Source organism: Paludibacterium paludis, from assembly GCF_018802605.1.
GTDB classification, from domain to species: Bacteria; Pseudomonadota; Gammaproteobacteria; order Burkholderiales; family Chromobacteriaceae; genus Paludibacterium; species Paludibacterium paludis.
This window is the reverse complement of the sequence record NZ_CP069161.1, coordinates 3,333,895-3,347,780: the sequence shown is the minus strand read 5'-3', so window position 1 is coordinate 3,347,780 and position 13,886 is coordinate 3,333,895. Positions and strand designations below refer to the sequence as shown.

General features: G+C 62.0%; 11 protein-coding genes. 4 read left to right on the top strand and 7 right to left on the bottom strand.

Features of this window, described 5'->3' with window-relative positions:
- Positions 1-6: 6 nt before the first annotated feature.
- Both flhA and flhB read right to left on the bottom strand, forming a co-directional pair.
- Positions 7-2,091 carry a flagellar biosynthesis protein FlhA gene (flhA, locus tag JNO50_RS15410; protein ID WP_189530106.1) on the bottom strand — a complete coding sequence of 695 codons (2,085 nt, stop codon included), beginning with the start codon at positions 2,089-2,091 and terminating at the stop codon, positions 7-9.
- 6 nt (positions 2,092-2,097) lie between these two features.
- Positions 2,098-3,267, bottom strand: a complete 1,170-nt coding sequence (flhB, locus tag JNO50_RS15405) for a flagellar biosynthesis protein FlhB (RefSeq protein WP_189530108.1) — start codon at positions 3,265-3,267, stop codon at positions 2,098-2,100.
- A gap of 130 nt (positions 3,268-3,397) precedes the next feature.
- On the opposite strand from flhB, the gene JNO50_RS15400 reads away from it, so the two are divergent.
- Both JNO50_RS15400 and JNO50_RS15395 read left to right on the top strand, forming a co-directional pair.
- Entirely contained in the window at positions 3,398-4,375 is a 978-nt protein-coding gene (locus JNO50_RS15400) for a thymidylate synthase (protein ID WP_189530110.1), read from the top strand.
- A 10-nt stretch (positions 4,376-4,385) separates the two neighbouring features.
- Positions 4,386-4,898 carry a dihydrofolate reductase gene (locus JNO50_RS15395; RefSeq protein WP_189530112.1) on the top strand — a complete coding sequence of 171 codons (513 nt, stop codon included), beginning with the start codon at positions 4,386-4,388 and terminating at the stop codon, positions 4,896-4,898.
- On the opposite strand, the gene JNO50_RS15390 is transcribed toward JNO50_RS15395, so the two are convergent.
- The 3 genes from JNO50_RS15390 to JNO50_RS15380 form a co-directional block, all read right to left on the bottom strand.
- On the bottom strand, positions 4,862-5,530 hold the full coding sequence (locus tag JNO50_RS15390; protein WP_189530114.1) for a GntR family transcriptional regulator: 669 nt from the start codon (positions 5,528-5,530) through the stop codon (positions 4,862-4,864). The genes JNO50_RS15395 and JNO50_RS15390 overlap by 37 nt on opposite strands.
- 327 nt (positions 5,531-5,857) lie before the next feature.
- Entirely contained in the window at positions 5,858-6,562 is a 705-nt protein-coding gene (gene ubiG / locus JNO50_RS15385) for a bifunctional 2-polyprenyl-6-hydroxyphenol methylase/3-demethylubiquinol 3-O-methyltransferase UbiG (RefSeq protein WP_189530116.1), read from the bottom strand.
- Positions 6,563-6,565: 3 nt separating this feature from the next.
- Positions 6,566-7,891 (bottom strand): TRZ/ATZ family hydrolase, encoded by a 1,326-nt coding sequence (locus tag JNO50_RS15380; protein ID WP_189530118.1) that lies wholly within the window; start codon positions 7,889-7,891, stop codon positions 6,566-6,568.
- A gap of 312 nt (positions 7,892-8,203) precedes the next feature.
- On the opposite strand from JNO50_RS15380, the gene JNO50_RS15375 reads away from it, so the two are divergent.
- Positions 8,204-11,023, top strand: a complete 2,820-nt coding sequence (locus JNO50_RS15375) for an EAL domain-containing protein (protein WP_189530120.1) — start codon at positions 8,204-8,206, stop codon at positions 11,021-11,023.
- Between the two features lie 14 nt (positions 11,024-11,037).
- On the opposite strand, the gene map is transcribed toward JNO50_RS15375, so the two are convergent.
- Together map and JNO50_RS15365 are read right to left on the bottom strand one after the other, a co-directional pair.
- Positions 11,038-11,838 (bottom strand): type I methionyl aminopeptidase, encoded by an 801-nt coding sequence (gene map / locus JNO50_RS15370; protein WP_189530835.1) that lies wholly within the window; start codon positions 11,836-11,838, stop codon positions 11,038-11,040.
- A gap of 99 nt (positions 11,839-11,937) precedes the next feature.
- On the bottom strand, positions 11,938-12,723 hold the full coding sequence (locus JNO50_RS15365; protein ID WP_189530122.1) for a hypothetical protein: 786 nt from the start codon (positions 12,721-12,723) through the stop codon (positions 11,938-11,940).
- Between the two features lie 188 nt (positions 12,724-12,911).
- Here JNO50_RS15365 and dapA point away from each other — a divergent pair, with 188 nt between their 5' ends.
- A complete protein-coding gene (gene dapA, locus JNO50_RS15360) occupies positions 12,912-13,787 on the top strand; it encodes a 4-hydroxy-tetrahydrodipicolinate synthase (RefSeq protein ID WP_215796403.1) in 876 nt (291 codons plus the stop codon).
- Positions 13,788-13,886: the final 99 nt, after the last annotated feature.

Here is a 13,886-nt window from a genome sequence, read left to right as displayed (position 1 = left end):
ATGTTATTAGCCCTTGCTGGCCCCGATTACAGCAATTATACGAATGGTTTTATTATCCGGTATCTCATTATGTGAAATAACCCGCATTTGCGGCAGGGGGCGCCGCAAGAAGCGCGAGAGCAGGGGACGTAGTCCGGGTGGCGTCAGCAACACCGGGTTGTAACCCTGGATTTCCACTTTTTCCGCTTCGGTCGCCGCGCTGGCCAGGAGATTCTCCGCGAGCCCGGGCTCCAGGCCCCCTCCGGTCTTGGATTGCACCGCCTGCATCAGGACATTTTCCAATGCGGGGTCCAGTGTAAGCAAGGGCAATTCGGCCTCTCCGGGGAAGAGCTGCTGGACAATGATGCGCGACAGCGCGGTACGCACCGCCGAGGTCAGCTCGTCGACATCCTGGGTGGTGCCGATATGATCGGCCAGCGTTTCGATGATGGTGCGAAAGTCGCGGATATGAATGCCTTCATTGAGCAACTGCTGCAGCACCTTTTGCATGATGCCGATGGGGATGACCTTGGGCACCAGGTCCTCGATGAGTTTCGGCGATTCCTTGGCCAGGTGATCGATCAGCGCCTGAACCTCTTCGCGGCCGAGCAGTTCCGCCGCGTGCGTCTGCAGCAGGTTGGAGATGTGCGTGGCGACCACGGTGCTGGTGTCGACCACCGTGTAGCCGAGGGTCTGGGCTTCTTCGCGCTTGCCAGCGTCGATCCAGACCGCCGGCAGCCCGAACGCCGGGTCGGTGGTCTCGATGCCCTGTACGCTGCCGACCACCCGGCCCGGGTTGATGGCCAGGAACTGGCCGATGTAAGCCTCGCCTTTGCCCAGTTCCACGCCCTTGAGCAGGATGCGGTAGGCATTGGGCTTGATTTCGAGGTTGTCGCGGATATGGACCGGTGGAACCAGGAAGCCCAGTTCCTGGGCGATCTTTTTGCGGATCCCGCGGATGCGGCGCAACAGTTCGCCGTCCTGGGTCCGGTCCACCAGCGGAATCAGCCGGTAGCCGACTTCCAGTCCCAACTGATCGACGTGCTGCACATCGTGCCAGCCGACCTCGACGGTCGGTGTGTCCATCGGCGTCGCGGCGAGGGCGGCCTTTTCGATCTTGGCTTCGGCCTCCGCGCGGCGGCGTTTTTCCATCGTCCGTCCGAGAAAACCCAGGCCGGCGGCGATGCCCAGGAACGCGATGTGCGGCATGTTGGGAATGAGGCCGATCAGGCCGATGACGCCCGAGGTGATGTAAAGCACCGACGGCTGCGTGAACAACTGTCCGAGCAGCATCTCGGACATGTCCTTTTCCGTGCCGACGCGGGACACCACGATACCCGCGGCGGTGGAGATGATGAGCGAGGGAATCTGCGCGACCAGACCGTCGCCGATGGTCAGCAGCGTGTAGGTTTCCGCGGCCTTGGCGGCCGCGAGGTCGTGCTGCACCATGCCGACGATCAGACCGCCGACGATATTGATGACGATGATCAGGACGCCGGCCATGGCGTCGCCGCGCACGAATTTCGACGCACCGTCCATGGCGCCGAAGAAATTGGCTTCCTCGGCGATCACGCTGCGCCGCTTGCGCGCCTCTTCCTCGCCGATCAGACCGGCGTTCAGGTCGGCGTCGATCGCCATCTGCTTGCCGGGCATGGCGTCCAGAGTGAAGCGCGCGCTCACTTCGGCGATACGGCCCGCGCCCTTGGTGATCACCACGAAGTTGATCACGGTCAGGATGATGAACACCACGATACCGACCGCCACGTTGCCGCCGACCAGGAAGTGGGCGAAGGCCTCGATCACCTTGCCCGCCGCATCCGGGCCGGCATGGCCTTCGAGCAGGATCACCCGCGCGGACGCGACGTTCAGCGACAGGCGCAACAGGGTGGTGACCAAGAGCACGGCGGGGAACGCCGAGAAATCGAGCGGCTGGCGCACGTTGATGCCGACCAGGAGAACGATGATCGAGACGGCGATGTTGAAGGTAAAGAAAATGTCCAGCAGCACCGGGGGCAACGGCAAGACCATCATCGTCAGAATGAGGATGATCAGTACCGGGCCGGCCAGGCTGGTGAGTTTGATGTTCTTGAACGTTTCGAGAATCGGATTCATGCCGTCTTATTGTCGGGGCAGCTCGCTTGGCGCCGCATGTTGCTTGTGTTTGCTGGCGGGGTCAAGGTCTTCGGGAACCTCCAGCGAATCCGGAAAAACCGGCGCGAGACCTCCGTTGTTCTGATAGGCCTTGAGCTGGTAGACGTAGGCCAGTACTTGCGCCGCGGCCGAATACAGCCGGGTCGGGATTTCGTCGCCCGGCTCTGCGTTGAAGTACAGGGCGCGCGCGAAGGGCGGCAGGCGCATCACGGCGACCTTGTGCTCGCGGCCGACTTCGATGATCCGCTCGGCCAGTTTGAGGGACCCTTTGGCGATGACCTGAGGCGCGCGCATTTCCTCAGTGTACTTCAATGCGACAGCGTAGTGCGTCGGGTTTGTCACAATCACATTCGCTTCGGGCACCGCCTGCATCATCCGGCGCCGCGCCGCTTCGCGCTGCATCTGGCGGATACGGCCCTTCACTTCGGGGGAGGTATCGGCTTCCTTGGCTTCCTGCTTGACTTCCTGTTTGGTCATGCGCAGTGCCTTGTGGTAGCTCCACAGGGTGTACGGAACATCGACGGCCACGAGCAGGATCATGGCGCTGGCGACGATCAGGAAGGTGTGAAAGGCCAGGTCGAACATTCTCACCATGCCGGTTTCCAGCGGCAGGCTGACAAGTCCGATGATTTCGTCGCGCTCCTTCCAGATGATCCATACCGCGACGCCGCCGATGAGCAGGCTCTTGAGAATGGCCAGGAGCGCGTTGGTCGCCGATTGCAGCGATACGAGGCGCTTGAGGCCGGCCAGCGGGTTGAGCTTGCCGAAGTTGGGCGTGACCGGCGTGAAGGTCAGGTTCCAGCCGCCGATGATCATGGGTATCAGCACGGCGACGAGAATCAGCGCGCCGAACAGCGGCAGCAGGCTCCACACCGCGCCGAACAGCGCCTCGCGAAAACGCAGCAGCGCCTGATCCGTGTTGACGAGCGATTGATGATCGAACACCATCAGGGACTTCATGACCGACAGCAGATAAGACGCGATCTTGCTGCCTTGCGCCATGAGCAGGGCGACACTGGTCATGACGATCGCGAAGGTCGCCAATTCCTTGGAGCGCGGAACATTACCCTGTTCCCGGGCTTTGGATAAGCGTTTGCCCGTCGCCGCTTCTGTGCGGTCGTCTGAATCTTCTGCCATGATCGGCCGGTGTCCTCAATCCTCGGAAATGCTTTCGCGATAGTAACGTATCTGCGGCCTTCGCCTCCAGTGTTTAGCATCGCCCGGCTCGGGTACAATGCGGTCTATCCGGAATTTTGCGGGATTCGCAATGAAACAATATCTCGACCTGGTGCGCATGGTGATGGAGCAGGGCTCCTGGCAATCCAACCGTACCGGCGTGCGCACGCTGAGCATGCCTGGCGCCATGTTGCGCTTCGATCTTCTGAACGACGGTTTTCCGGCGGTCACCACGCGCAAGCTGGCTTTCAAGTCGGCGATCGGCGAGATGGTGGGGTTCTTGCGCGGCTGCCGCAGCGCCGCGGGTTTTCGTGAACTGGGCTGCAAGGTCTGGGATCAGAACGCCAACGAAAACGTCCAGTGGCTCGCCAATCCCTACCGGCTCGGCGAGGACGACCTCGGTTCGGTGTACGGCGTCCAGTGGCGCGCATGGCCGGCCTACAAGCTGGTGCCGGCCGCCGACAGCCGCATCATCGAGGATGCGCAGCAGCGCGGCTATGCGCGCGTGGGCGAGCTGACGAACGAGTCGGGCGTGCGCTGTGTGCTGCTGTACAAGGCGGTCGACCAGTTGCGCCAGTGTCTGGACACCATCATCGAGAACCCGACCGACCGCCGCATCCTGTTCCATGGCTGGAACCATGCGCAGCTGGACGAAATGGCGCTGCCGCCTTGTCACCTCTTGTACCAGTTCCTGCCCAATGTGGAAAAGCGCGAGATTTCCCTGTGCCTGTACCTGCGATCCAACGATCTGGGCCTTGGCACCGGTTTCAATCTGACCGAGGGCGCGGCGCTCCTGACCCTGGTGGGCCGCCTGACCGGCTATACGCCGCGCTGGTTCACCTATTTCATCGCCGATGCGCACATCTACGAGAACCATCTGCCGATGCTCGAGGAGCAGCTCAAGCGTGAGCCGTTCCCGGCGCCGCGTCTCGTGCTGTCCGACCGCATTCCGGATTACGCGAAAACCGGCCGCTACGAACCGGAGTGGCTGGAAAAGGTGGAACCGTCCGACTTCACGCTGGAAGGCTACCGGCACCACCCGCCGCTGACCGCGCCGATGGCGGTGTGAGGAGAGCGCGATGAACCGACCCCGTTTGACCCTGGTCGCCGCGATGGCGCGCGGCCGGGTGATTGGCGTGAACAACACGCTGCCCTGGCATTTGCCGGAAGACCTGAAGCATTTCAAGGCGACGACGCTCGGCAAGCCGGTGATCATGGGTCGCAAGACCTACGACTCGATCGGCCGGCCATTGCCCGGCCGGCGCAACATCGTGGTGACCCGCCAGGCCGAGTGGCGCCGCGATGGCGTCGAGGCGGCGCCAAGCCTGGAGGCGGCGCTGGCTCTGGCCGGCGATGCGGACGAGGTGTGCTTGATCGGCGGCGCCGAGTTGTACCGCCAGGCCATCGGTCTTGCCGACCGGCTGGCCTTGACACTGATCGACGCGGGGTTCGACGGCGACGCGTTCTTTCCCGAGATCGACCCCTGCCTCTGGCAGGAAACGTCGCGCGAGACGCATGTCAGCGCGGCGGGACTGCCCTACGCGTTCGTCGACTATCAGCCGCGCCCCTCAAGCGCGTCGGCCGAGGCCTGAGCCAGCTGGCTGTAGCCCTGGCCGAATTCCTGTGTCATGCGCCGCGCCGCGGAAGCGTCGCGCGCGATGATCGCCTTGAGCAGGTCTTCCAGGAACAGCTGGGTGCGGTCGATCTGACTGCGCCCGGCCCTCAGGATGGCGAACAGGCAGCGCCGCGTCAGCGGCAAAAGGTCGACCAGCATCTGCGTCAGATACTGATTGCCGGAGTACTGGTAAAGCGTGTGCAGGAAGGTCATGCCCTGTTCATAGAACGCCTCAAGATCGTCGTTGCGCTGACTTTCCCCCAGTTGAGTCATCAGTTCGAAAAACTGCGCGAGGTCGTCGTTTTTCCAGCTGTGGGCAAGATGACTGACCACCTTGTCCAGCAGCATCAGCCAAAGATCGAAAAAGTCGCGCACATCCTGCGGGGAAATGCTGGCCACGATCGCGCCCCGGCGCGGAAAAATCTCCACCAGATGGCGGCGCTGCAGGATCAGCAGCGCTTCACGCACCGATCCGCGGCTGACTTCCAGCTCCGAGGCGATGCGCAGTTCCTGGATCCGCTCGTTCGGTTTCATCTCGCCGAGGATGATGCGTTTTTCCAGGTATTGGGCGATTTGCTCCGTGAGGGAGTCGTTGGCCTTGAATGTCATTGAGTACTCCTGGCGTCTGCCATTGTGGTCCAGCCCCATGCCGTTGTTTTTTGTCAGGCAATCAATCAATAGATTGTAGTGTATCGCGATATGTTACAACTTGAGTAGATGATAAACAGGTAGGTGATGAATCGTGGTAAATATGATACTGACGTGGTTAAAAATATTGCCTACGGCATGATCTATATTTTATGATTGGATCAAACGCTTGTTTAATGGGGCCGGTAACGAGGCGACGGGGCTAAACGTCGGCAAAGGCTTCGGTTGTACACAAAAAAAGAAAAAAGGCCGGTCCGCGAGGATCGGCCTTTTTCATTGGCGCCGGGCTTATGCCGGGTTGCGGCGAGCCGCCAGCAGGTAGTTGACGTCCGTATCGGTGGACAGGCTGTAGACACGGGTCACCGGGTTGTAGGTCATGCCGCTGATCGTTTCCACCGTCAGATCCGCTTCGCGGGCCATGCGCGCCAGCTCCGATGGCTTGATGAAGCGGGCGTACTCGTGCGTGCCGCGCGGCAGCATGCCCAGCACGTATTCGGCGCCGATGATCGCCATCAGGTAGGCCTTGGCATTGCGGTTTAGCGTCGAGAAGAACACCCGGCCGCCGGGTTTGACAAGGCGCGCGCAGCTGGCGATCACGCTCGCCGGATCCGGAACGTGTTCGAGCATTTCCATGCAGGTGACCACATCGAACTGTTCCGCCGCCTCGTCGGCCATCGCTTCGGCGCTGATGCAGCGGTACTCGACCTCGACGCCCGATTCCAGACTGTGCAGTTCGGCGACTTTCAGGGATTTCTTCGCAAGATCGATGCCGGTCACCCGCGCGTTCCTTCGCGCCATGCTCTCGGCGAGGATGCCCCCGCCGCAGCCGATATCCAGAACGCGCTTGCCGTCCAGGCCCGCGTGGCTGTCGATGAAGTCCAGCCGCAGGGGATTGATCTCGTGCAGCGGCTTGAATTCACTGTTCATGTCCCACCATTTGTGGGCCAGTTGACTGAACTTGTCCAGTTCCAGTTCGTCGACGTTGACCGTCATTGTTTACTCACCTCGTGCCAGGATGCGATGGCGCCAGTCTTCGGCGCGCGCCAGGAGGGCCTCCTCGTCCAGGCGGGTCAGTGTCCGGTCGCGCAACAGCGCTTCGCCCTGGACCCAGACGTGGGAAACCTGCTCGCGTCCAGCAGCGTAAACCACATGGGAGACCGGGTCAAAGGCCGGCGCGGTTTCCGGGGACGACAAATCGATGGCGATGAGGTCGGCCATTTTGCCTTGGGCGACGCTGCCCACTTTGTCGTCGATGCCCAGTGCCCGCGCGCCGTTGATCGTCGCCATGCGGATGGCCGTGTAAGCGGGCACCGCAGTCGGGTCGAGGGTGCCGACCTTGGCCAGAAGCGCGCCCATGCGGGTTTCGGCGAGCATGTCGAGTTTGTTGTTGGAGGCGGCGCCATCGGTGCCGACACCGACATTGACCCCGGCCTCGAGCAGGGCCTTGACCGGCGCGATCCCCGAGGCGAGCTTCATGTTCGAGGTCGGGTTATGGGCGATGGACAGGCCGTGGCGGGCGGCCAGCGCGATTTCCGCTTCGTTCAGGTGCACCATGTGGGCCGCGATCAGGCGCGGGGAGAGCAGACCCAATTCCTTGAGGCGGGCGAGCGGGCGCACACCGGTCTCCTTGAGGCCTGTTTCCACTTCATGGGCCGTTTCATGGATATGGCAGTGGATCAGCATGTCTTCCTGCTCGGCCAGGGTGACCACCTTGCGGAAGGTGTCGTCGGAGACGGTGTACGGGGCATGGGGCGCGAGTGTGAAGGTGATGCGTTCCTCGCCGAGGAATTCGCGCCGCTCGTCGAGCGCGCGGGTGATGTAGTCGTCCGCGTTCGCGCCGTAGTTGGTGGGGAATTCGAGAATCGAGCAGCCAACGAAGGTGCGCATGCCCGAGGCAAGACCCGCGCGCGCCATCGCGCCGTGGAAGAAGTACATGTCGTTGATCAGCGTCGTTCCGCCGCGCAGCATTTCCGCCATGGCCAGGCACGCGCCGTCGAAAACGAAGTCGTCGCGCACATGGCGTCCTTCGGCGGGCCAGATGTACTGCGTCAGCCAGTCCATCAGCGCCTTGTCGTCGGCAAGACCGCGCAGCAGGGTCATCGCGGAGTGGCCATGCAGATTGATCAGGCCCGGCATCACCACATGGCGGTCCAGGCGCAGCACTTCGCGCGCTTCGAGGCCCGCCGCCTGGCTTGCCGGCACAATCGCCTCGATCTTGCCATCCCGGATGGCGATCGCATGGTTTTCCAGAACCTCGTTGTCCGCCTCGACGGTGATGATCCAACGGGCGTTAATAATTGTGTCGTATTTGTTCTGGACCATGTTCCAAGCCTTTGACTATGCGGTGTGAGTTGGCTTGGATTGTAGGCGGCTCTTGCTTACCATGGCAATTGTCGTGTTGTTTGTTGAGCATCATGCGGTATTATCACGACTGGTTATCGGTATTCTTGCATGTGACGCTGGCCGCCTTGCGCGTTCGAGCGGCGGCGCGCGGCAACGCTTGCCTGGATGCTGAGGTATTATCTCCTCGGCGTTTCCTAGCCATATATGCGTAAAATGGCCCCGGCAGGGCCCCCGTGTTTTCCTGCCGCCCGGCACGCCCGGTCGGCAACGTTAGCGGACAAGAACTCGAATATGGCATTGATAAACGAATCGGCCGAAAAGCACGTTACCTCGATGTTGTCGCTGCGGATGGTCTTCCTGATCGCTATCGTGCTTGGCTTGCTTATCCCCGCCTCGCTGATCAGTACGGTAGGCTACAACCTCCAGCGGGAAAACATGACAGTGCAGCTGGAGACCGACCAGAAGCGACTCCTCGACATCGTCACGCTCGGCATGCAGGAGCCGTTGTGGAACCTGAGCCGGCAGGCGGGCAGTCCGCTGATGGCATCGGTGATGGAAGACCGGCGTGTCATCTCCATTCGTGTGACAGACACTCAAACAAATACTCTTTTCCTGTCGTCAGCCCGGGGCGAGCGGCGCATCGGCAGCGTCGCCTTCATGCAAAAACCGGTTATTTACCGCGGCGAGGAAATCGGCCTGGTGACGATCGAGTTCGACACCGAACACCTGTCCATCGCGCTGAGAAATCAGCTCAAGAACCTGTTCCTCATCCTGTTCGGCCAGCTCGCGTTATCGATTCTGCTGATCGTCGGCATCCTGCACTCCCGTTTCTTCAAGCCCATCCGTCTTTTGACGGGCCAGGCCACGCAACTTGCCGAGCTCAAGCTCGATACGCCGTTCTTCTGGGACCGCAAGGACGAGATCGGCATTCTGGGCAATCATCTGGAGTGGACGCGTTCGGAGCTCAAACGCCTGATCGACGAGCTGCGCTCCAAGACCCTGGCGCTGGAAGCGGACATTTCGCGACGCCGCGAAGTGGAGGATGCGCTGCGCCGCTCGGAAAACAAATACCGCGAACTGTTCTGGTCGAATCTGGATGGCATCATCATCAGTTCGCTCGACGGCCAGATCATCGACGCCAACCCCGCGTTCCTCAACCTGATGTGCTTCAGCCTCGATCAGCTCAAACAGCAGAATTTCTGGTCGCTGGTGGGGCAGGAGAGCGAATCCCTCGAGCGTTTCAACCTGGACAACAAGGTCCTGCGTTTCGGCTATTGCGACGAGTTCGAGGCGACTTACATCAACCGTTTCGGCAATCCCGTGCCGGTGAGCGTCAAGACCGTGGCGATGCGCGATGCCTTTGGGCGCATCAACGCCGTGTGGCGCATGGTGCGCGACATCTCCGAGCGCCGTTCGGCGGAGGAGCGCATGCAATTGGCCGCCAAGGTGTTCGAGAACACCGCGGAAGGCATCATGATCACCGACAGCGAGCTTTATATCCGCAGCGTGAACCGCGCATTCACCGAGATCACCGGTTATACCCAGCAGGATGTGCTCGGACAGCGTCCGAGCATCCTGTCGTCGGGCCGTCACGACAAGGCTTTTTACGAGCAGATGTGGCGCTCGCTTAACGAACACGGCTCGTGGCAGGGCGAATTGTGGAACCGGCGCCGCAATGGCGAAGTGTTCCCCGAGTGGCTGACCATCAATACCGTGCGCAGCGCGCTGGACGAAGTGACGCACTATGTGGCGATCTTCAGCGATCAGACCGAGCGCAAGGCCGCCGACGACCGCATCCAGTTCCTTGCCCATTTCGATGTCCTGACCAGCCTGCCCAACCGCGTTCACATGCAGGACCGCGCCGAACTGGCCATTCACAATGCCTCGCGCGACAACCAGCATCTGGCCGTGCTGCTGCTTGACCTCGACCGCTTCAAGACCATCAACGAGTCTCTGGGCCACACGGCGGGGGACACCCTGCTGCAGGTCGCGGCGGACCGTATCAAGTCCGTGCTCGGCGCGGGCGAGATGGTGGCGCGCCAGGGCGGGGACGAGTTCATCGTGCTGTTGCCGGTGATCGCCGATCCGGGCGAGGCCGCGGCCATCGCCGAAAAGATCCGCGAAGCGTTCGTGCCCTCGGTCGAGCTGCACAATCATGTCATTACCATCACACCGTCGATCGGCATCAGCGTTTACCCGGACGACGGACGCGATTTCGAAACGCTGGTTCGCAACGCCGACGCGGCGATGTACCACGCCAAATCCTCCGGCCGCAACAGCTTCAAGTTCTATACCTCGGATCTTAACGCGCGCGCCCGCGAAATCCTGGCCATCGAGAGCCAGTTGCGTTTCGCGCTCGACCGCAACGAATTCCTGCTGCATTACCAGCCGCAGGTGGAAATGGCGTCCGGGCGGATTGTCGGCGCCGAAGCGCTGATCCGCTGGAATCACCCGACGCTCGGGATGCTCGGGCCGGCAAGGTTCATCGAAGTGGCCGAGGAGCGCGGTTTCATCGTGCAGATCGGCAACTGGGTCATCGCCGAGGCCTGCGCGCAGATCGCGCGCTGGAAATCGCTGGGACTGCCGCAGATCGGCCTCGCGATCAACCTGTCCGCTCTGCAGTTCCGTCAGAAGGATCTGACCGCGAATCTGGAGGAGGCGCTGTCCCGCAACGGGCTGTCGGGCGACTCGCTGGATATCGAAGTGACGGAAAGCGTGGTCATGGAGGACGCCGAGGCGACCGTCGACACCATCGAGCGCATGAAGGCCATGGGCGCCCAGCTGTCGATCGACGACTTCGGCACCGGGTATTCGAGTCTGTCCTACCTGAAGCGTTTCAAGGCCGACAAACTGAAGATCGACCGCTCGTTCGTGCAGGATATTCCAAGCGATCTGGACGACACCGCGATCGCCCGCGCCATTATCAACATGGCCCAGAACCTGAACATGAAAGTCGTCGCCGAGGGCGTCGAGACGGTCGAGCAATGGAATTTTCTCGCCGCCGAAGGCTGTGACCTGGTGCAGGGCTATCTGCTGGCCAAACCGCTGCCGGCCGAAGAGTTCACGGCGCTGCTGGCGCGCGGGATCCTGCTGCCTCCGGACGCGCTCTGAACCCCGGCGGGGCCTCAGCCCTGTCCGGCGAGACTCGCCGCGAAACCGGCCTCCTCGTCGCGCAATGTCAGCACGCGCGCACCCGAATCCGTCACCAGCACCGTGTGCTCCCATTGCGCCGACAGGCTCCTGTCGCGGGTGGTGACGGTCCAGCCGTCGCGCTGCAGTTTCACGTCTTTCCTGCCCTGATTGATCATCGGTTCGATGGTGAATGTCATCCCCGGCTCAAGGCGCAGCCCGGCGCCCGGTCTGCCCACATGCATGACCTGGGGATCCTCGTGCATGGCGGCGCCGATGCCGTGCCCGCAATATTCCCTGACCACCGAATAGCCGTTCGCTTCGGCGTGCGACTGGATGGCATGGCCGATATCGCCAAGGGTGGCGCCGGGACGGACCAGCCGGATGGCGCGGTACAGGCATTCCTGCGTCACATCGACCAGGCGTTTGGCGTAGCTGTTCACCTCGCCGACACAAAAGGTCTTGCTGCTGTCGCCGTAATAGCCGTCCTTGCGCACGGTCACGTCGACATTGACGATGTCGCCGGCCTTGAGCGCCTGGGTGTCGGACGGCCAGCCGTGGCAGACCACGTGATTGACCGAGGTATTGACCGAGTAGGGAAAACCGTACTGCCCCTTGCTGCCCGGCTCCGCGCCGAGCGTATTGACGATGTAGTTCTCGCAAAAGGCGTCGATCGCCGCGGTGGTGACGCCCGGTTCGATGATGTGTTCCACCGCCTCCAGCACTCTGGCGGTGAGGCTCCCGGCCGTGACCATTTTGGCGATTTCGTCGGCTGTCTTGATGAGTACCACGGCAATCCATCCTTCACTTGCACGGAAAAACAAAGCGCCCGCGCGGCGGGCGCGGGCGCGGCGAAGTGTTCATTGTAAACCCGTCCGCCCGGGAGCGGAGCGGGTTCAGCGTGAGCCGATCAGCAGCGTGCCGTTCGCCTGGGCGGCGTCGGTCGCGGCCAGCATCATCTGGCTCATTCCATTCGGCAGGGTATAGCTGACGGCGACCCCGGTTTGCTTGAGGCCGGGATAGCGGCATGGCGCGGCTCCGAAGGTCAGCGCGACGTCGAAGACGTTTTTGTTGCCGCGCGGCGCGATGGTGCCGGTATAAACACATCCGGACGGGGTGCTTCCTCGCAGCGTGCTGTCCCCGCCGATGGTCAGCGTGTGCCAGGTGCCGGTCAGGTCGGCGAGCGTCCATGTTCCGCCGACCGTGGCGAGGCGGGCGGGCTGGGCATAGTCGTACACCGAGGTTTTCGTGGCCTGGGACGTGAAACTGACGGTTCGCCCCGCCTCGCTGAAGCTTCCTGCCAGACTCTTGCCGGCGACGTAGGTAAAGGTCGCGGAGCCGCGCAGGACATCGGTGTAGTTGAAATCGACCGTTTCCGTGACCGGATAGCTGCCGTTGCTCGCCACTCCTTTACCGGTGACGAAACCGCTGACCTGGAACTGACTGTTCACGGTGCGGCCGTAAATCGAGAATAGCTGGTCATTATCCAGCACCAGCGTCCAGGTATCGTTGCCGTCGGAAGTGTTGCCGATATAGGCGCCTTCCGGTTTGCTGGGCGTGGTGACCGCCGAACTGCTGCCACTCGATGACCCGCCACCACTTCCGCCGCCACCTCCGCCTCCGCAGGAGGCCAGGAAAAGGGAACCCAGAAACAGCAGCGCGGTATTCTTTTTGTTCATCATGATCACGTTTTTCCGGTTACAAAAAATGACATAGTAATATCGTTCTCGCGTGCGAGCCAGATGTCAAATGCATTTTGTAAAAGATTCTAGCCGTGATTTTTTTTGATGGCTGGCGTGAGTTCATATCGATTGTGCCGGTTCGGGGATATCCCTAAGCTTGCGCCATCCCAATCTTGCTGGAGAGTACCGTGAATCTGACAGGATCCATCGCCGCGCTGGTCACCCCGTTTGTCCAGGGCGAAGTTGATTACAAGGCACTGGCGGATCTCGTTGAATGGCATGTCTCGGAGGGCACCTCGGCGCTGGCGGTATGCGCGACGACCGGCGAGAGTCCCACGCTGTCGCGCCAGGAGCGTTACGACGTGCTCGCCGCCGCCGCCGCCTCGGCGCGCGGACGCCTGCCGGTCATCGCCGGTATCGGCACCAACTGCACCCGCGAAGCCGTCGATCTGGCGGGGCTGGCGCGCCAGGCCGGCGCGGATGCCGTACTGCATGCCACGGGCTACTACAACAAGCCAACGCAGGCCCAGATCATCAATCATTTCCGTGTACTGGACCAGGCCTGCGAACTGCCGATCCTGCTCTACAACATTCCGTCCCGCACCGGCATCGAATTAACGATCGATACCGTGGCGATCCTGTCGGAGCTCGACAGGGTACGGGGCATCAAGGACTCCACCGGGCAGGTTGGTCGCGTCTCGCTGGAGATGCGGCGTGTGCGCAAGCCGTTCGCTTTCCTGTCGGGCGACGACATGACGGCGCTGGGGTATTTCGCCCATGGCGGTGTCGGCAGCATCTCGGTCACGGCCAATGTCGCGCCCAAAGCGTATGCGCGATTCGCCCAAGCGGCGCTGGAAGGCGATTTCGCCACGGCCCGCGAACTCAATGCAACGCTGTGCGAGCTGCATTCCGCGCTGTTCATCGAACCGAGTCCCGGAGGCGCCAAATATGCGTTGTCGCGTCTTGGCCTGTGCCGCGATGAACTGCGCTTGCCCATGACGTCGGTGACCGAGCAGGCGCGGGCGCGCATTGATGAGGCCATGTCGGCGCTCGGCCTGCTCTGAGTGTCCGGGCCGGCTTGGCCGCGTGTAGGAACATACCGAAACCCTCCGGTCGCGAAACTCTTGCGGATCTCGGGCAGTCCCTGATCGGGTGACTGGTGT

Bases quoted from the DNA above. Each gene is read 5' to 3' on its own strand.
- JNO50_RS15365 (WP_189530122.1), bottom strand. From the start codon at position 12,723: ATGATGAACAAAAAGAATACCGCGCTGCTGTTTCTGGGTTCCCTTTTC.
- flhB (WP_189530108.1), bottom strand. From the start codon at position 3,267: ATGGCAGAAGATTCAGACGACCGCACAGAAGCGGCGACGGGCAAACGC.
- flhA (WP_189530106.1), bottom strand. From the start codon at position 2,091: ATGAATCCGATTCTCGAAACGTTCAAGAACATCAAACTCACCAGCCTG.
- JNO50_RS15395 (WP_189530112.1), top strand. From the start codon at position 4,386: ATGAACCGACCCCGTTTGACCCTGGTCGCCGCGATGGCGCGCGGCCGG.
- JNO50_RS15375 (WP_189530120.1), top strand. From the start codon at position 8,204: ATGGCATTGATAAACGAATCGGCCGAAAAGCACGTTACCTCGATGTTG.
- ubiG (WP_189530116.1), bottom strand. From the start codon at position 6,562: ATGACGGTCAACGTCGACGAACTGGAACTGGACAAGTTCAGTCAACTG.
- JNO50_RS15390 (WP_189530114.1), bottom strand. From the start codon at position 5,530: ATGACATTCAAGGCCAACGACTCCCTCACGGAGCAAATCGCCCAATAC.
- JNO50_RS15380 (WP_189530118.1), bottom strand. From the start codon at position 7,891: ATGGTCCAGAACAAATACGACACAATTATTAACGCCCGTTGGATCATC.
- JNO50_RS15400 (WP_189530110.1), top strand. From the start codon at position 3,398: ATGAAACAATATCTCGACCTGGTGCGCATGGTGATGGAGCAGGGCTCC.